The sequence below is a fragment of the Candidatus Omnitrophota bacterium genome (assembly GCA_016209275.1).
In the GTDB taxonomy this organism is placed as follows: domain Bacteria; phylum Omnitrophota; class Gorgyraeia; order Aquiviventales; family Aquiviventaceae; genus JACQWM01.
In genome coordinates this window covers 1-18,575 of record JACQWM010000010.1, presented here as the reverse complement: position 1 = coordinate 18,575, position 18,575 = coordinate 1, and the positions used below count along the sequence as shown (strand labels likewise).

Sequence of the window (18,575 nt, the reverse complement as noted above, 5' to 3'; positions counted from 1 at the left end):
GGCCTACTGGTACGTGCTGTATCCGGCGCATCAGGTGGTCTTTTCCAGGATGCTCCGGGGGATTGCCCGCACCGCATTGAAGACCGCGCGAAACGTACCTCCGGCGGCGCCTGCGGTAGACTAGGAAGGACGGGTCGCGTAGAATCAAGTGGGGTGGTTGCTCAGGAGCTTCTTCCATCTCCGGGTCCCAGGGCAGGGCGCTCTGGTGGAGCTCGCGTCTGGAGATGGACCCTTCTCCTTCGTCCCATCCGCTTTCGCGATGGGGCTTCGGAGCAATTGGGTTTCTTCTCATAGAGCGGAGGCGGAGGGTTTTTGTAGGCGGGTGTGGGCGTTCGGGCTTACGGTTTCACGGTGCGGAGCGCTGGCGCGCGCGGCAATACGCCACCATGTTCACGTCACTGCCCCAGCGTTCGACGCACCGCTGGCCACTCGGATCGCCCTCGAGAATCTCGGTTTGCGTCATCGTCAGCGCGCTTGATCGAGCCCCCTTACTCTTTAACCGCTCAGCGACCTTGACGTGTCCGAACGCCACCGCGCAGTCCAGGGCGGTGAAACCGCGCTCGTGTTTCGCCGCGAGATTGGCGTTGCGTTTGAGCAAGAGTTCAACGACCTCCAGATGGCCGAGCCTAGCCGCCTCCATTAAGGGGGTGAACCCCCGGTCATCCTTCGCATTGACGTCCGCACCTCTTTCCAGAAGGGCCTCCGCAGCGTACGCATGTCCCCCGCTAACAGCATGCATCAACGCCATCGCCGCTCCATCATCTCTCGTATCGACTCGAGCGCCCCCCTGGATCAGGGTGCGGACGAGTTCCGCCTGGCCGTGGGCGGCCGCTTCCATGAGCACCGTGGAGCCATCTTCGGCTTGTGCGTTGACGTTCGCACCGTGCTCCAGCAGCACTTCGACGACGCCCTTGTGCCCCTTTCGGATGGCTAGGGCCAGCGCCCCGAGGCCGTCATCGTTGGCTGCGTTGACGTTCGCTTTTTTGTCTGAGGTGCCGCTGAGAAGAAACGTGACCACATCCGCATGGCCGTTCGACGCCGCCGCCAACACAGCGGTGGTTCCTGCGTCATTCTTCGCGTGAATGTCCGCCGGGATCAAACTGCTTTTCAGTAAGGTCTGCACGGCCTTCAGATGACCGTTCGCGGACGCGGCGATGAGCGGCGTGTCACCCCGCACGCTCCTGCCATCGATATCCGCTCCGTGCTTCACCAACAACGCCGCGATGTCATGCCGGCCGGTCATCGCGGCATGATACAGCGCCGTCGCCCCATCCTCGGCGCGCGCATTCACGTCCACCTTGGGAGCGAGGATCTGCACGACCTTGAGGTTCTCCTGTCTCGCCGCCCACATCAAGGCGGTCGACCCATCATCTGCCCGCACATTCGGGTTGGCTCGACTGTCCAATAACGCCTCCACCACATCGGCATGTCCGTGGGCCGCCGCCTGCATCAACGCAGTCCAGCCGATGTCATCCTGCGCGTCGACGTCCGCGTGATACGCCAGGAGTACTTGCACGGCTGTCAGATGCCCATGGCCGGCCGCCTCCATCAGGAGCGTCGTTCCCTGGTCATCTCTGACGTTAATGTCCGTCGTCCGAGCGAGCTGGATCGTGTCCGTGTGGCCCTCAACCGCCGCGGCGAGCCCCGCGGTCAATCCGCTTTCGTCTGTGGCATTGACATCCGCGCCGGCGGCCAGCAGGAGTCCCGCGATCTCCGCGTACCCCCGCGATGAGGCGAGCATCAGCGGGGTGATGGCGCCGGAGCCCTGGGCGTTAGGGTCGTACCCCGATGCCAGGAGGCTCTGCACGCGGGCGGCGTCTCCACCAAGGACGGCTGCAAACAAGCGCTGTGACGGCCCCGAAAAGACCCTGCGGTCCTCTCCGCTAGGCTCCTCAGCCCCTGCCTGTTTCAGAAACTCTACGATGTGGTTGTGGCGGCGAGCCCCGGCTTCCATCAGCGCGGTATACCCGCTCGTATTCTTCGCGTTCATGGCCGCCCCCTTCCTTAATAACAGGCGCACCGCCTCAAGGTTGCCGTTGGTTGCCGCTACCATCAGGGGGGTGAGATCCTCTTCGTATCGCTCATGCACGGACGCACCACGGCTTAGGAGCAGGTCCATGATTTCGACACGGCCCTTCGCAGCGGCCTCTCTAAGGGGTGTTGAACCATCCTGGGTTTGTGCGCCGGGGTTTGCTCCTGCACCCAAAAGCTGCTCAACCATGCGGGCGTCCCCGCCTGCGACCGCTACCACGAGGGGTGTCATGCCCGCCTCATCTTTGCTATCGACCACATACCCGCGCTGCAAGAGTCGCTGGACCTCTCCATGATCGTGAGCCAACAGCGCCCGGAACAGTTCTCGGGGATCACGCCCTGGAGTCGCGGTCTGCACACGGGAAGCCTGCTCGCCTTGCTCTGGTGAGGGAGGCACGTGCGCGCCGGCACTGAGTAAGATCTCCACGATGGTCTGATAGCCTTTCGCCCGCGCTTCCTTCAGGGCCGTGGAGCCGCCGGCATCTATCGCATTGACCTTCGCACTCCGCCGCAACAGCAGTTGAACGATTGCCTTGTGGCCGTTGGTGGCTGCCTCCATCAGCGGAGTAAATCCCCTCTTGTCCGCAGCGTTGATATCCGCGCCCTTATCGAGCAGCAGTTGGACAAGATCAAGGTCACCGATGGCTGCCGCTTCCATGAGGGGGGTGAAACCACTTCGGTTCCTTGTGTGAATGTCGGCGCCGTGCTGAAGCAAAATCTCTACCGTCTCGTTATGCCCGCCACCCGCGGCCCGCATCAACGGCGTGAGGTTGCTCTTGTCTTTCGTGTCGACGGGCACCCCATATTTGAGCAGCACCTTCACGACGGCAACATGCCCATGGCTGGCCGCCATCATCAACGCATCCGAGCTGTCCAGGTCTCTTGCTTTTGGGTCAGCCCCACGCTTCAGCAGGACACGCACCACGTCCACATGGCCCTTGGCAGCCGCTTCCAGCAATGGGGTTCGGCCGTCCTCCCGCCGAGTTTCAATATCGTGGCCTCTCGCGAGCAGAACGCTGACTTTGGTTGCGTCTCCAACTGATACGGCCTCGAAAAGGTCTCTCGGGTCACCGCCGGCATGCGTGGTGTGGTGGAGGAGAGCAACGCTGATGATGACACTCACGACCACAAGAGACACGAATTCTTGGCGCCGTTCGCGCTGAACCCCCAGAGGATTGTTACACATCAGGCGTAACATCGGACATGTTCACCAACGGATATCATGGGCACATGCCAGAAGCTTGTCCAGCAGATTCATCGCAGACCCGGGCTATGACGTTCTGATAGCGAAAAGGGATTCCGCTCGTGATAGAATCAAGGATGCCTCACGCATTCCCCCAACAACTCATGCAGGCGCATCGCAAGTCAGCGAAAACGGTCTTCAACGTCATCCTGATCAAGCCGTCGCATTATGATGACGACGGCTATGTCATTCAGTGGCTGCGCTCTTCAGTTCCCTCCAATACGCTCGCCACGCTCTATGGCCTCGCCCGCGATGCCGCAAGCCGCCGAGTACTCGGCCCGGATGTGGAGATTCGGCTGGACGCGCATGACGAGACGAACACGCGCCTCAAGGTGAAACGGCTGGTCCGGCGCATTCGCTCATCCAGCGCCGGGGGCCTGGTGGCGCTGGTGGGTGTGCAATCCAACCAATACCCTCGGGCGATGGATGTGGCCCGCCAGCTGCGCGCCGAAGGCATTCAAGTGTGCATCGGCGGGTTTCATGTCAGCGGCTGCCTGGCCATGCTGCCGGTGGTGCCGCCGGATTTGCACGAGGCTATGGATCTGGGCGTGTCGCTCTTTGCGGGCGAGCTGGAAGGACACGTGGATGAACTGCTCCGGGATGCGTTTCGCCGCGAGCTCAAGCCCCTCTACAACTATATGAAGGATCTGCCGGACCTCGGCGGCAGCCCGGTGCCGTTTCTGCCGGCCGAGGTCATCCACCGCCGCACCGGATCGAAGACAAGCTTCGACGCCGGCCGCGGCTGCCCCTTTCAGTGCAGCTTCTGCACCATCATCAACGTGCAGGGGCGAACCTCCCGTTTCCGGAGCCCTGATGACGTCGAGCAGATCGTGCGGGCCAACATCGCTCAGGGCGTGTCGAACTTCTTCATCAGCGATGATAACTTTGCCAGGAATCGGATCTGGGAGCCTATTCTCGACCGGTTGATCCATTTGCGGGAGGTGGAGCGGGTCTCGCTGCGGCTCATCATCCAGGTCGATACCCTGAGCCACAAGGTGCCGGGTTTTATTCAAAAAGCAGGACGGGCGGGTGTGGACCGCGTGTTCATCGGCTTGGAAAACATCAACCCGGAATCGCTGCTGGGCGCGCAGAAGCGGCAGAATCGCATCGAGGAGTACCGGGCGATGCTGGACGGGTGGCACAGCGTTGGCGCCCTCACCTTGGCCGGCTACATCCTGGGTTTTCCGGCAGACACCCCGGAGAGCATCCTGCGGGATATCACGATCATCCAGCGGGAGCTGCCGATCGACCTGCTCGAGTTCTTCATCCTGACGCCGCTGCCCGGGTCCCAGGATCACCGAGCGCTCTATGATCGCGGGGTTGACATGGACCCGGACATGAATCGCTATGATCTCGCCCACGTCACCACGGACCATCAGCAGATGTCCCGGGCGCAGTGGCAGCAGATCTACCATCGGGCCTGGGATGCGTACTACACGCCGGAGCATGTCGAGGCGCTGATCCGCCGGGGGAAAGCGTGGGGGTTTGCGCCTCGACACATGATGGAGAAATTGCTGGCGTTTCATGCCTGTGCACGCATCGAGCAGGTCCACCCGCTTGAGGGCGGTCTGTTCCGGCTCAAGTACCGCACGGATCGTCGACCCGGCATGCCGCTCGAACGCCCGCTGACCTTCTACGGCCGCTACCTGTGGGACACCCTGAGCAAGCTTGGCCGATTTTTCGTGTTGGCGCTGCCCTATCTGCGCGCGCTGTATCGCGTGGAGGCTGGGGTTTCTCGACCCGGCGCTGCCATGGGTGCGGCCCTGAAGCCGATCAGCGCGCCGCCGGCGGCCGGTGTGGAAACGCCGGAAGCGGTTGTGCTGACTGAGCGTTGATCCCTCCACCTGCTGGAGTCGCTAATAGCGACCGCCGCATTGCGGCGCGCGCCTTTGGCGTGCCAGCAGGTGGGGGGATGAACGGCCGTGCAGGCGCGGTCCCAAGGATTTCCAGAGCGAGTCCGCTCGAGAGCCTTTTCTTTGTTGGCAGTGATCAGGTACACTTGCTCTTGAGTTGCCACTAGAGGAGGAGTCTGATGCGCCGTGTGCTGCTCTCAGGAGTTATGGGGGGACTCATCGCCCTCGCCTTGTCCGTTCAGTCAGCCGAAGCGAATGGCCCCACGCGAAAGCTCGGGCGCGGGGTCGCCAATCTCTTCACCGCCGCGTTTGAGCTGCCTCCCCGCGTGGCTCAAACGTACGACGCCCGCGGAGCCGTGGCCGCCCTCTCCTGGGGCATCCTGGATGGCTGCCGGGCGTTTGCGGTCAGGACGGCGGCCGGTGCGGTTGAGATGGCCACGTTCCTCTTGCCGTGGCCCGGCGCGGGGTACGAGCCGATGGTGGAACCGGAGTTTCTGCTCGATCCGCACGACCCGGTTCAAGCGTCATTGACTGAGTAGCTGTCGTAGCCATTTCCCCACCGATTTCTCGCGGAGCCACGATGAACGCGTGGCTCCGATTTTTTTCTCTCACATGACAATGTTGTAATTGAATTGTCATCGTGCCTTCATTGTCTCTCGATACACTGCCTTCACATTCGAGAGACACATGTCAAGACACCAAGGAGGCACGATGAATAAGCGAACAGGACTTGGTCTGCTTGTCGCAGTGGGAGTTGTGGAAGCCGTGATCTTGGCCATGCAGGCCACTCCCGTACACCGCACAGGGAGCGGAAGCGCACCCCTGAATATCGCGCAACTGCACGCCTCTGATCAGCCGGCAGTACCCGCGCCGTGGCTGCGCTAACCCCCACATGCGTCGGCCTCATGCACGGCACATGCGCCAACGCCTGTGCCATGCGCTCCACCTGACCGTCGGGGTGTGGGTGCTCCTCGGCCCCTGGGTGATCACAAGTCTCGCGCAGGAAGCGCAGCATCTCACCATCCGCACCTCGGCAGGCGAGATGTTTGATGACAACGTGACGTTTGCCAAACACAACACGCGGGATGATTTCATCACGATCCTGGGTGTTGGCGGCGGGTGGACGAAGGAAACAAAGCTGCGATCGTTTGACATCAACGCCAATCTCACCCAGCGCTTCTTCGCGCGGAATCCTGATTTCAACACGATGGCAGAAGACGCCCACCTGCTGTGGAAAGGCGAGCTCTCGAAGTATTCCACCTTTTCGCTCGCCAATGACTTTACCCATGATGTGGAGCCGAGGAGTTTAGAGGATGAGTTCGGCAGGACCGCAGGGCGGTACGGCTATGTTTTGAACCGTTTCAATGCCGAGTACGACAAAACCTTCACCAAACGCTTCGGCCTCGCCACGCGATATGCGAACGATATCCATGTGCTCTCCCGCAGCGATCTCACCGATTCCCATGCCCATCGAGCCGGAGCCGATGTGACCTATGCGGTGAGCTCAGCGACAACGCTCCTGGGAGGGTATGAATTTTCCATCCGGGATTTTGTTCCAGGTCCAAGCTCCTTCACCAACTCCGCGCTCGCCGGATTTCAGCAGTACTTCACACCGACCCTCTATCTCGATGGTCGCGCCGGTGTCGATGTCATTGATACCTTCGACGGAGATGTGCTGCCGCGACCGCGCGTCCGCGTTTCACTTAATCGCGAGCCGGATGCCCGGACGCGCGGTGCGCTCGTTTTTGAGCGGGCGTATACCACGACGACCTTCAACCAGAGCCTGTTCAAAGAATGGAAAACGTCGCTCAATTATTATCGCCAACTTTTGCGTCGGCTCTCCGGGGGGCTGTCCGCATTTTATGGGCAGGGAGAATATCTGAGCACCAGCGTCAAGGATACGTTCGGCGGCGTCAATTTTGGACTGACCTATGACATCACGAAGCTGATCACGGGGCGGGCAGCGTATCGGGTATCGGCGCTGGATTCCTCCGAGCCGGATCGGGGCTACGTGAAAAACACCGTCGTTCTTGGCGTCACGATGGTGTTCTAGGATGATGGTCAAAGAATACGCAACACTCTTGCGACGCTCCATGATGTTCGCCGATATCGGCGTGGTCGCGATGTCGTTCGTGATCGCGTACCTGCTGGTGCGGCCCACGCGCTTTCTCCACCCTTCCCACGTCTATGGCTGGTTTGCGGCGCTGTTCACGGTGGTGTGGGCAGGGGGGTTGGGATATTTCGGCATGTACGAATCCTTCCGAGTCAGAGGAAACCGGGAAGCGGCCGAGGTCATCCTGAAAACTGCGCTGCTCGTTTTTTTGATGCTGGGGGCGTTCATCTTCATGCTCCATGCGATCACCATCAGTCGGATCCTCGTGATGGCCGCCATCGGACTGGCCACGCTATTGTTGGTCGCTGAGAAATTCAGCCTGATGGCCGTCTTCCGCCGCAGCCGGGTGAACGGCTACAACTATCGGCGCGTGCTGGTCGTGGGCACCGGACCCCGAGCGCAACGATTCCTCAGCAAGCTCGAGGCCCATGCCGAATGGGGGTTCAGCGTCATTGGGCTGATCGATGAGAACCCGGCATTGGTTGGAGAGCGCGTCAACGGCTACGCCGTCTTGGGGGCCTTCGCCGATATTCCAAAAATCATCCACACCATGGTCGTGGACGATGTGGTGTTTGTCGTGCCCAGGTCGTGGCTCGGAAAGATTGAGCCGCTGATGCGATTCTGCGAGACCGAGGGGGTGAAAGTCAGCCTGGCGGTGGATTTCTTCGATGTCACGATCGCGCATGAGCACGTCGCAGATTTCGACGGCATTCCCTTAGTCAGCTTCACCACCACGACCAACAAACTCTGGCACCTCGTGGTCAAGCGCCTTATTGACATCGTCGCCTCGGGGGTCGGCCTGCTCGTCTTGTGGCCCCTCTTCCTCATGATCGCCATCGCTATTCAGTGGACATCGCCCGGGCCCGTCTTCTTTGCCCAAGAGCGGTGCGGGATGCATGGCCGGCGCTTCACATTCTATAAATTCCGCACGATGGTCAACGGCGCCGAACGCCTGTTGCCGCAACTGCTGGTTCAGAACGAAATGCGCGGCCCGGCGTTCAAAATGAGCGAAGATCCCCGCGTGACCCCGCTTGGCAGATTCTTGCGAAAGATGAGCCTGGATGAATTGCCGCAACTCTGGAATGTGCTGCGAGGCGATATGAGCCTGGTGGGTCCGCGGCCGCCGCTGCCTCAAGAAGTGCAGGCGTATGACAGCTGGCAGCGGCGGAAACTGAGCATGCGCCCCGGCGTGACATGCCTCTGGCAAATCACCGGGCGCAACAACATCACTGACTTTGATCAGTGGGTGAAGCTGGATTTGTCGTATATCGACAACTGGTCACTGGCCCTTGACGGCAAAATCCTGTTGAAGACGGTTCCCGTGGTCGTCCTCGGGGACGGCGCGAAATAGCAGGCCTGGTGGTTCGGCATCAGATCAAAAAGGGTGAGGCCGTGATGATGCATCGGATGCTCATGACACTGGTGGTTGGGATGATGTGGAGCGGCGCCTCATTGGCCCAGGCGCCGCCGAATGCTCCGATCGCGTCTGGAGCCTCAGAAGGCTACCAGATTGGCGTCAACGATACGTTAGACATCGCCATTCTGCAGCCGGAGCAGCTGCAGACCTTCGTCACCGTGGGGCCGGATGGGATGATTTCCTTCCCATTCATTGGCAATGTGCGCGTCAAGGGCATGACGACCGCAGAGATTCAGGAGGACATTCAACAGCGCCTGGCTGACGGCTATATGAAGTATCCCGTCGTGTCGGTGTCATTGAAGGAATCCCGCAGCCAGAAGTTTTTCGTCTACGGGGAAGTCGCCAAACCCGGCGCGTATCCACTTGATGAGCGCGTGACGGCCATGAAAGCCATCTCCATTGCGGAGGGATTCACGAAATTCGGCGACTCGAGTCGGGTGAAGGTCTTGCGGCCCTATGCGGACTCCCCAGGCTACGAGACGATTCCGATCAATCTCAAGGCCGTCCTCAATGGCAATTCCAAAGCGGATGTGTTGTTGCGGCCAGGAGACACCGTGGTGGTATCCGAGGGGGTGTTCTGATGATGACATTCCGAGATTACGTGCGGGTCCTCTTCCGCCACAAAGCAGTGGTGCTGGCGACCATCGCCGGTGTGGCCATGGCGGCGTATGTGGGATTGGCTTGGAAGACGCCGATCTACGAAGCTCAGGTCAAGATACTGATCAGCGCCGCCAAGCAAGTCGAAGCGCTCTATTACCGTGACTTGGCCGTGCAGCGAAAAGCTGAAATCGCGCTGACCCAAAGCGAAATCGTGCAGTCCAACCCGGTCATAGAGCGGGTCGTTCGTGCCTTGCACCTTGATGAGCGGCCGCTTGATGAGGAAAGACAATTTGCCTCGCCCGTTAAACAGCAATTCCTGGAGCGCCGGGCTCTTCAGCAAGAGGCGGCGCTGGCCCAATGGCCGGTGGCCGAGCAGCAGTCCTGGCGATTCCGACATGCGGTCAACGCCCTTCGGCAGAACGTAACGGTCGAGCCGATTCGAGACGCCGATGTGCTGATCATTCGCGCGAAAGCCTTCAGCCCGATGGAGGCGGCCACGCTCGCCAATACTATCAGCCGCGCCTATGTCATCTTCGACCTTGAGCAACAGTTGGCGGAATTGCAGCTGAAATACGGCGAGCGCTATCAGACCGTGAGGCAAATCCAGGATTCCATTGATCGGATGACCAAGCATCTCAGCGGGGAGACCTTGCCTGACCTGGAAGCCATCGGTCCGGCGAGCGTGAAGATTATTGAGCAGGCCTCACGACCCATGCAGCCGATCGGCTCTTCCCGGAACGTCCTGTTTGGCTTGACCCTGGCGGCCGGCGTCGGCTTAGGGATCATTCTGGCGTTTGTGTTTGAGCTGTTGGACCAAACGGTGAAATCCCCGCAAGACCTCAAGCCGTTGCTGCATGTGGAGCCCCTCAGCTCGATTCCGAAGCGCAAGTTCTGGCATTGCGCCGTGGTCAAGAACTTCCGGCGAAAGACGCCGTATGTTTCGGCGTTTCGCGCGCTGACCGACCAAATCTATCTGACCGCGAAAGCGCGGGGGATCAAAACGCTGCTCGTGACCGCCCCCCTGGCGGCTGAGGGATCGACGACGGTGATGGTCAATCTCGCGCGCTGCCTCGCCTATTATGCGCATCAGCGCGTCTTGATTATCGACGCCAATCTTCGAGCGCCTTCGCTGCACAAACTCTTGCGGTTGAAAAACATCGTCGGCCTGACCGACGTGCTGCAAGGGCGGACCTCCTGGGAGGCGGCGGCGTCCTATATTACGCCTCACGTGGCGGTGCTCGCTGCGGGCAAACCCGTCTCCAATCCCCTAGGGTTCTTGAGTTCTGAACGGATGAGCGTGTTGCTGCGCGAAACGAAGGACGCGTTTGATTTCGTGATCTTGGATTGCGCCAACACCAGCGACTATCAAGACAGCATGATGCTGGCCCCGGCGGTGGATGGGTTGACCTTGGTCATCCGGGAAGGGAAGGCGCGACGGCAGGCGCTGGAAGCGGCCCTGGCTCCTTGGCGGCACATGAACGGTAAAATCATGGGCACGATTCTCAATGGACGCACCTTTGCGATTCCGGGCTTCCTCTACGATCTGGTCTAGGGGGTGCTCTCTCCTGTATTACGGCATGGCCAGGCATCTGCCCTCATCGATAGCTCCGGGCGGACGCTGGTGGAAGGCGATCCGCGCAGCCGTCTGCCGGCAGCTGTTTGCCTCATGCGGAAACGATGTCAATGTGGAAACGCGCGCATGGTTCGGCTCGGGTCGTCACCTGTCGCTCGGCGATCGTTCAGGCATCGGGGTCAACGCGTCGTTGCATGGCACCATCATCATCGGCCACGACGTGATGATGGGGCCTGACGTGGTTATCTATAGCCAGAATCACCAATTTTCGCGAACCGACGTCCCGATGAACCGCCAAGGATTTCAGCCGGAGCGGCCGGTGATCATCGGCGATGACGTGTGGATCGGCGCGCGCGCCATTCTCTTGCCCGGCGTCACCATCGGATCCGGCGCGATCATCGGCGCCGGCGCCGTGGTCACTAAGGACGTCCCGGAACAGGCCATCGTGGTGGGAAATCCGGCACGGGTGGTGCGTTCTCGAACGGCATTGGTCCTGCAACCAGCATGACACTTAAGCAGCAAACCATTCAAGGCGTTTGGTGGGCAGGAGTCGCTCAGGGGGGCCGGCAAGCATGTCAGGTGCTCATCACCGTTCTGCTTGCCCATCTGCTGTCGCCGCGTGATTTCGGATTGCTAGGAATGACGACCGTGTTTACGCAATTCGCCATGATGGTCGGGGAGCTCGGGATGACCGGCGCGTTGATTCAGCGTCCAGCGGTGCGCGAGGAGCACTATGCTTCAGCGTTCTGGCTCAGCGTGATGGTGGGGGTGATCCTCATGGCCATCATGACCGCGTGCAGCCCGGCCATCGCGCGGTTCTACCGAACACCCGATCTCCAACCAATTTTGGTCGCGGTATCGTTGAGCTTTGTGCTTCAAGGGGGTTGGGTCGTGCAGCAAGCGATGCTCATGCGCGCCATGGAATTTCGTTCGTTAGCCATCAGGGATATTGCGGCGGTCTGCCTCTCCGGGATCATGGGGGTGGCTGCCGCAGTACTGGGATGGGGGGTATGGAGTCTCGTCTGGCAGCTGCTGGTTCATAACGCTGCGATGGTGTGGCTCTCATGGTCGTTCACCTCATGGAGGCCACCATGGCGCATCTCACGTCAGGCATTGCGCGAATTGTCCGGATTTAGCGCAGCCGCAATGGGTTTTAACTGCGTGAATTACGTCTCCAGGAACGTCGACTACCTCATTATTGGCCGGCTGCTTGGAGCCACTCCCTTGGGCTTGTATACGCTGGCCTATAAACTCATGCTATTGCCAATTCAAAATATCTCATGGGTCATTGTCAAGGTGCTCCTGCCGGCGTTTTCAAAAATTCAACACGATCTGGAGAGCCTGCGCCGCAATTACACAAAGGTGCTACAGACCGTCGCTCTTGTGACGTTGCCGATGTTGGGCGGTTTGTTCGTGGTTGCGCCGGAATTCATCCACGTCTTCTTCGGACCGCAATGGGAAGGCGCTATTCTGCCGTTTCGTTTGCTCGCCTGCTGCGGGGTGGCGCAGTCGCTGACGGCCATCGGCGGCACGATCTATCAGTCCCAGGGCCGGCCGGATCTTCAATTCAAGATGGGGTGCGCGAATGCGGCGCTGATGGCGCTCGTGATCCTCTTCAGCATTCGCTGGGGGATTGTCGGTGTGGCTGCCGGATCCGCGATCTTCACCATCTGCTGGATGCCGGTGTCATTTGTTGTGGCGTCGAGGCTCATTCAATTGCCGTACGTCCGCATATGGCGCGCCATCCTGCCGGCGATCGGGCTCACCGCGTTGCTCATGATGGGCTTGTTTGCGGTGAAGCACACCGTCCATACCTCAGCATTGAGTACGCTGATGTTGTTGGGATTATTCGGCATCACAGGCTACGCGAGTTTGCTCGTTGTGATGAAGCATGGAAGGGTCGCTCTACATGTCTAGCCAACGAGCGATCCCTGTAGCCGGTGATCTGGGGGAAGAAGGAGCAGGGGTTATCTTGTCGCTTCAAGAAGTCTGGTTCGAGTATGCCAAGCGGCCGTTTGTCTTTGTAAGGCCTGGCGGCAACTTTGGAGATTATCTGATTTACCGCGGGGCTGAAAAACTTGCGATAGAGATGGAACTCAGATTTCGAACACTGAACCATGAGGAGTTTATGGGCGCACGGTTGGATCCAGAGGAGGTCCTCTATTTTCACGGGGGCGGCGGATTCAATTCCTGGTGGTCGGGACGGCCCATTCGCGCCTTTCAGCGGGCGGCACGAGTACACCGTGGGGTCATTATCGTCGGCCCGCAAACGTATCAAGCGGATCAAGAATTTCTTCGTCGCATCTTCAACGACACGCTGCAGGTCGCGCGGGCGCAACGCGTGATGCTGTTTGCTCGAGAGCTTGTCTCGTTCAGAGTCGTGAGTGAGGCGTTGGGAGATGGCGTTGAGTTGGGAGTGAATCATGATACCGCCCTGTACCTCTCCCGAGCGGATGTGCTTCAGCGTCCCGTGGAGCCTCGCTATCGATTAGAGGCGATCCGAACCGATAAAGAGGCGGTTCCCATCTCCGGAGGAGATGGGCAAGCTGTGCGGTTAGACCCTGCGGCGTACTGCCGAGATTTTGCTCACTGGATCAGCGTCCATGCCAGAGCGAAGGCAATCGTGACGAATCGCTTGCACTCGGCGATGGCCGGAACGATTCTTGAGATACCGACGACACTGCTGGCCAATAATTACCACAAAAACCGAGCGGTCTGGGAGTTTTCGCTGCGGGATCGCGGAGTTCAGTGGGCCGATACGCTGCCTCAAAGTCAACGCTGGGGATTAGGCGCACGGTTGCTGCATCGACCCGAGATGACGTCATGGCGCTATCGGCTTTATCGCCAGCGGGGGATCTGACGTGATGGATATCTCGATCATACTTTGCACATGGAACAACAGCCATCGTTTGGCCATCACATTGCATCACATCGCTCGCTGTTCGATTCCGCCGAACCTTCAGTGGGAAATTGTTGTGGTGAATAACCACTGCACGGATGCCACATTGCGCGTCGTCGAAGTTGCGCAGTCGATGCTTCCACTGCGCTCGATCGAAGAACCTCGACAGGGCTTGAGCCGAGCTCGCAATGCTGGCCTACGGGCGGCGAAGGGGCAATTGGTCATCTTTACAGATGATGATGTGAAGCCGTGTGTGGAATGGATTGCGTCGTATTGGAGAGCGTTCATGTCGAACCCCTCCGGATACTTTTTTGGCGGACCCGTTGAGAGTGAATTTGAGGGTGCGCGCCCCAGCGAAGAATTGCTGGCTGTGGCCCCGTATTCGGTGAGAGGGTTTGACTTGGGGGCGGAGGAGCAGGCGCTCCCGCCAACGAAAACATTTTTGTCGGCCAACTGGGCTTGCCCGCTGTTCATGATTCAACGCACCGGCGGATTCGACGAGACGAAAGGACTGAATGCTGTTCCCGGGAGTCAGACGGCCGGCGAAGAAACTGATCTGATGTGCCAATTGCGCCGCGCGGGATGGGACGGCCTATATCTTCCTCACGCCCGATTGACGCATACCGTGCCGGCTGAGAAAAGCCGGGTCGAACATATCGCGGCACGATGTGAGGCGAGCGCCTCAGCCAATGTGCCGTTATATCGCGGGCGCACGCAATGGCTTCGCCTCTTCGGTGTTCCGCTTGGTGTCTATAAAACACTCGTGGTTTCCTCAGTTTTTTGGCGAGCCGCTACTATTTTGGGTCGATCGGCCGATCGGTCGTACGTGACTATGCGCTCAGCGCTCGGATCACTCAAGGGATTTCGTGCACAGCATCTCGCCGGCAAGCGTAAGGCGACGCATCGACTTCACGTGTTGATGATCGCGATTAAGTTTCCGCCGTATTTTGCAGGAGCGGCAATTCAAGCGCTCTCTCTGGCGAAGGCATTGCAGCGGCAGGGCGTTGAGGTCGAATTTTTTACCGATAATGATCATGAACCGAGCGTGACAGAGAGCTACCAGGGTGTCATGGTGTTCCGAGCCTGCACCTTCCTGAAGACGCGCAACAAATTGCAGGAGCTGATCTATGTGATCAGGATCTTCCTCTATGCGGCCAAGCGACGGCATCAGGTCGTGCATTTTCACTCCATGCGCGGTTTTGAGAGTTTCATTTTTCCCCTGCTGAAGCTGATGGGCAAGCGCGTGATTGTGAAGACGACCCTGGTCGGCTTTGATGATCCGCTGGCGATCACGCAGCGGAAAATGGGCTGGATCTACCGATGGGGATTGCGCGCGGTCGATCGCTTTGCCTGCATTTCGAGAAAGCTGTGTGAGTTGTGCCGGCAAGCCGGAATTCCGCCGAGCCGCATTGTCTATATCCCCAACGGCGTTCAGACCAGCCGTTTCACGCCGCTGGCACCCGAGGATAAGAACGACGTGAAACGAACCTTGGGGCTTCACGACGCACGGTTCATCTGTTTATCCGTCGGGAAAGTCGAAGCGCGCAAAGGCTATGAATTCCTGCTTCGCGCCTGGAGCATCATCCAAGGCCATCTGCCAACTGCCGTATTGCTCATCGGCGGCCCAGGCAATGATGCCACCAACCCATACTATCGCCATCTGTGCGACATCATTGAGAAGGACGGATTGCGGAATGTGGTCTTTCTCGGTCAGTTGGAGAATGTGGCGCCCTACATGCAAATCAGTGATGCCTTTTTATTCTGCTCTGAGCGCGAGGGGTTTGGCACCGTCATGATCGAAGCGATGGCCACGCAGGTGCCGCTCATCGCGAAGGAGCTTCCCGGCGTGACCGAGGATATTATCACCGAGCCAGCCCTGGGCCGCGCGTGCGCGTCAAATTCGCCGGAGGAATTCGCCCGCGACACCCTGTCCATGCTGATGACCGATGAGCCCAACACTCGAGCCGCCGCGTCGCTGCGGATTCGGAAACGGTTTGATATCCAGGCGATTGCCCAACAATACATCGATGTGTATCGCCGATTGCTCGGCCGCGCTCAACCGCCCATGCGCGTCTTGCACGTGACAAAAACATTACAGCTCGGTGGAGCGGAGGCGAATCTCTATTACCTCATTCACGGCAATCATCGCGAGGATATCGAACACCATGTCGCATTTACCGGCACCGGACCGTACGAAGAGCGGCTGCGGCAGCTTCGAGTGCCCCTGTGCTGTGTGAATCGGCGTGAAGCCAAAGTTCGAAGCCTCGACTCATTGCTGATTGTGGCTCGGCTCGTCTCCTACATCAATCGCCACCGCATCGACGTCGTCCACACGCATAACTACAACGGGCATGTCTGGGGCTCGCTGGCCGCCAAGCTTTGCGGCGTGCCGGTGGTGGAGCATGTGCACGATCCCCGCTACGAGGATGCCAGATGGTTGCGGGAACGCGGCGTGGCGCGGCCCGAACAGTTCAAGCACGCCAGGGTGTTTGCGGGATTATCGGATGCCATCGTCGTGCTCACCCCGCAGAACAAAGAGCGGCTCCAGCAAGGGTTCGGCATTGATGGGCAGAAGATTTACCTGCAGTACAACGGGATTCCGCTTGATGGTCATCACTCGGAGGATCATGGGCCATTGCGGCAGCGTCTGGGGATCGCCCCCCATCAGCGTGTGATCGCCGCCGCGGGCAGGCTCTCACCCGAAAAAAATTTCACCCTCGTTGTTGAAATCGCCCGTCTGCTTCGATCGCACCGGCCGAAGGCCGTCTTCGTGATCGCCGGCGATGGTCCGCAACGCCAGATGTTGGAGCAGCAAATCCGCGCGGAAGGCTTAGAGACGTCGGTCAAATTGGTGGGATTCTTCCGGCAGCTCACCGACCTCTTCGCGGTCGCCGATGTCTTCATCCAACCCTCGCTGCGCGAGCTGCACTCGCTGGCGATGATTGAAGCGATGAGCATGAGCGTGCCGGTCGTGGTCTCCCGGGGTGTGGGGTGCAATGATGCCTTCATCACCGATGGCGAGAATGGATTTCTGCTGGATCCGCACTGGCCCCAGGATTGGGTCGATGTCCTTGACTGGCTCCTCAGCGATGAGGAGTTGCGGCGCAGTGTCGGCAGGCGGGGGCGAGTATTGGTTGAGCAGGAATGCGATATCCGCACGAACACCGAGCGGTTTGCGAGGCTCTATCAGGAGTTGAAACACTGATGTGGGGCGGATGGCTGAGCGCTTTGGCCCTGGTGTGGCAGTTTGCCGGCTGGTATGGCGGCGGCCAATACCCGGCCCTGGTCGCCGATCCAAACGTGCGAGGGCGCCTCTATCTGACGTCTGATGTGGCCGGGATCTGGCGCAGCGATGATCGCGGGGACCATTGGACGTTCAGCAACAGCGGCCTGACCAGTTTAAACATCGCAACAATGGCGGTATCCCCGTCCGATTCGCGCGTGGTGTATGCGGGGATGAAGACCGGCCTGGCCCGCTCGACCAATGGCGGAGCGTCGTGGGCGGTTGTCCCCATGGCATCAAAACTCATGTCATTTACCCGGCCGTACAGCTACCGGGCCATTGCGGTATCGAAGAACAATCCGAAGATGCTCTACGTGGGAACGAAAGACGGCACGATGTTTAGAACCAGCGATGGGGGCGCGACATGGGGCCAGCTCGGCCCCGCCTCGGGACTTTTCGGCGCGAAGGTCGTGATCACCGCCATCGCGCTCAATGGCGCAGAGACCGCGGTGTTCGCCGGCTCATCACGCGGACTGGTTCGTGTGGATGGAACCACAGGAGCGGTGGCCAGCCTCATCGATGGTGTGCCGGTGCAGGATCTCCTCGTCTTGCCAGGGCAAGGCACGCTGTGTGTCACGCAACAGGCCACCCTCGCATGCTCATCAGATGAGGGACAGACCTGGCAACGCACGCAACCCATCCCGGCCGGACACATCACGCGAATCGCCGCGGCCGGGCATGATCAGACAGTTCAATGGCTCGTCGCATCATACACCAAAGGAAAAGCCGGGTTGTACCTCAGCACAGACGATGGCCATACATGGACCAGCATTAAGCGAAATCTGCGGTACGACGTTCCGGGCAACCCCACGCGGGCCTGGCTGAAAGATTTTCAGCGTCCCAATGCCGTCGTGATCGATCCGTTCGATCCAGCCGTGTTCTATTACACGGATACGTGGGGCGTGTGGCGATCGGATGATGGCGGAGCGTCATGGCAGGAGAAGATCCGGGGGGCGCCCAATGCGTCAGGGTCGGATCTGCACATCAGCGCCGACGGGACGATGTTCGTCGCGACGATGGATGAGGGGTTGCTGAAGTCCACTGACGGCGGCCACACCTATGTCGCCGCCGTGCCTGGTCAGGGTCTTCCGGGGATTGGAGGCGGCCATGTGTGGCGAGTCGCCAGCAGCGAGAAGGGAACACGGGTCATCGCGACCGGTTCCCTCTGGACCTCGCTTGGCCCTCGCGCGTTCATCAGCCGCGATGCGGGAACAACGTTTACGATGACCACGGCCGGACTCCCCAACGCACCGCCGACGACCAACACGGTGTGGGGGCAAGGGTATGCGCGAGGGCTGGCCATGGATCCGACCGATCCCACCCGGGTGTATCTGGGCATCGATGGCGATCATGGCGGAGGTTTCTTTACGTCGACGGATGGCGGACAGACATGGAGCCGGCCGTCATCGCAGCCCTCCTCGCGGAAAATCTACAACGGGTTGGCTGTTGATCCGACAGCCCCTTCGCGAATCTTCTGGGGTGTGTGCGGCGCATCAGGCATTGGCGTCTATCGATCGAGCGATTACGGGGCGTCGTGGGAGCCATCGTTGACCTCGGCGATGC

12 protein-coding genes are annotated in these 18,575 nt (G+C 59.8%); 11 read left to right on the top strand and 1 reads right to left on the bottom strand.

All coding sequences use genetic code 11. The features are described 5' to 3' along the window. Positions 1-346: 346 nt before the first annotated feature. Complete coding sequence (locus tag HY737_01865; protein MBI4597137.1) at positions 347-2,887, bottom strand: ankyrin repeat domain-containing protein; 2,541 nt, start codon at positions 2,885-2,887, stop codon at positions 347-349. A 491-nt stretch (positions 2,888-3,378) separates the two neighbouring features. Between HY737_01865 and HY737_01860 the strand changes: the two genes are divergently transcribed. The 11 genes from HY737_01860 to HY737_01810 all read left to right on the top strand — a co-directional run. After that, entirely contained in the window at positions 3,379-5,109 is a 1,731-nt protein-coding gene (locus HY737_01860) for a radical SAM protein (GenBank protein ID MBI4597136.1), read from the top strand. A 197-nt stretch (positions 5,110-5,306) separates the two neighbouring features. Further along, positions 5,307-5,666 (top strand): exosortase system-associated protein, TIGR04073 family, encoded by a 360-nt coding sequence (locus HY737_01855; GenBank protein MBI4597135.1) that lies wholly within the window; start codon positions 5,307-5,309, stop codon positions 5,664-5,666. A 377-nt stretch (positions 5,667-6,043) separates the two neighbouring features. Further along, positions 6,044-7,180, top strand: coding sequence for an outer membrane beta-barrel protein (locus HY737_01850; protein ID MBI4597134.1), 1,137 nt, complete (start codon positions 6,044-6,046; stop codon positions 7,178-7,180). Between the two features lies 1 nt (position 7,181). Continuing rightward, entirely contained in the window at positions 7,182-8,591 is a 1,410-nt protein-coding gene (locus tag HY737_01845) for a sugar transferase (GenBank protein MBI4597133.1), read from the top strand. Positions 8,592-8,653: 62 nt separating this feature from the next. Further along, positions 8,654-9,238: a polysaccharide export protein gene (locus HY737_01840; protein MBI4597132.1), complete on the top strand. Its 585-nt coding sequence runs from the start codon at positions 8,654-8,656 to the stop codon at positions 9,236-9,238. Then, a complete protein-coding gene (locus HY737_01835; protein ID MBI4597131.1) occupies positions 9,238-10,809 on the top strand; it encodes a lipopolysaccharide biosynthesis protein in 1,572 nt (523 codons plus the stop codon). The genes HY737_01840 and HY737_01835 overlap by 1 nt, the downstream gene beginning before the upstream one ends. Further along, the gene (locus tag HY737_01830) at positions 10,763-11,338 is read left to right on the top strand and encodes an acetyltransferase (GenBank protein MBI4597130.1); all 576 of its coding nucleotides are present in this window, start codon (positions 10,763-10,765) and stop codon (positions 11,336-11,338) included. The genes HY737_01835 and HY737_01830 overlap by 47 nt, the downstream gene beginning before the upstream one ends. Beyond that, positions 11,335-12,747, top strand: a complete 1,413-nt coding sequence (locus HY737_01825; protein ID MBI4597129.1) for an MOP flippase family protein — start codon at positions 11,335-11,337, stop codon at positions 12,745-12,747. Before HY737_01830 ends, HY737_01825 begins: the two co-directional genes overlap by 4 nt. Beyond that, positions 12,740-13,690, top strand: coding sequence for a polysaccharide pyruvyl transferase family protein (locus HY737_01820; GenBank protein ID MBI4597128.1), 951 nt, complete (start codon positions 12,740-12,742; stop codon positions 13,688-13,690). The genes HY737_01825 and HY737_01820 overlap by 8 nt, the downstream gene beginning before the upstream one ends. A 49-nt stretch (positions 13,691-13,739) precedes the next feature. Then, a complete protein-coding gene (locus HY737_01815; GenBank protein ID MBI4597127.1) occupies positions 13,740-16,934 on the top strand; it encodes a glycosyltransferase in 3,195 nt (1,064 codons plus the stop codon). Continuing rightward, positions 16,934-18,575: hypothetical protein (locus HY737_01810; GenBank protein ID MBI4597126.1), on the top strand; the 1,642-nt coding region annotated here is incomplete at its 3' end. The genes HY737_01815 and HY737_01810, both read left to right, overlap by 1 nt.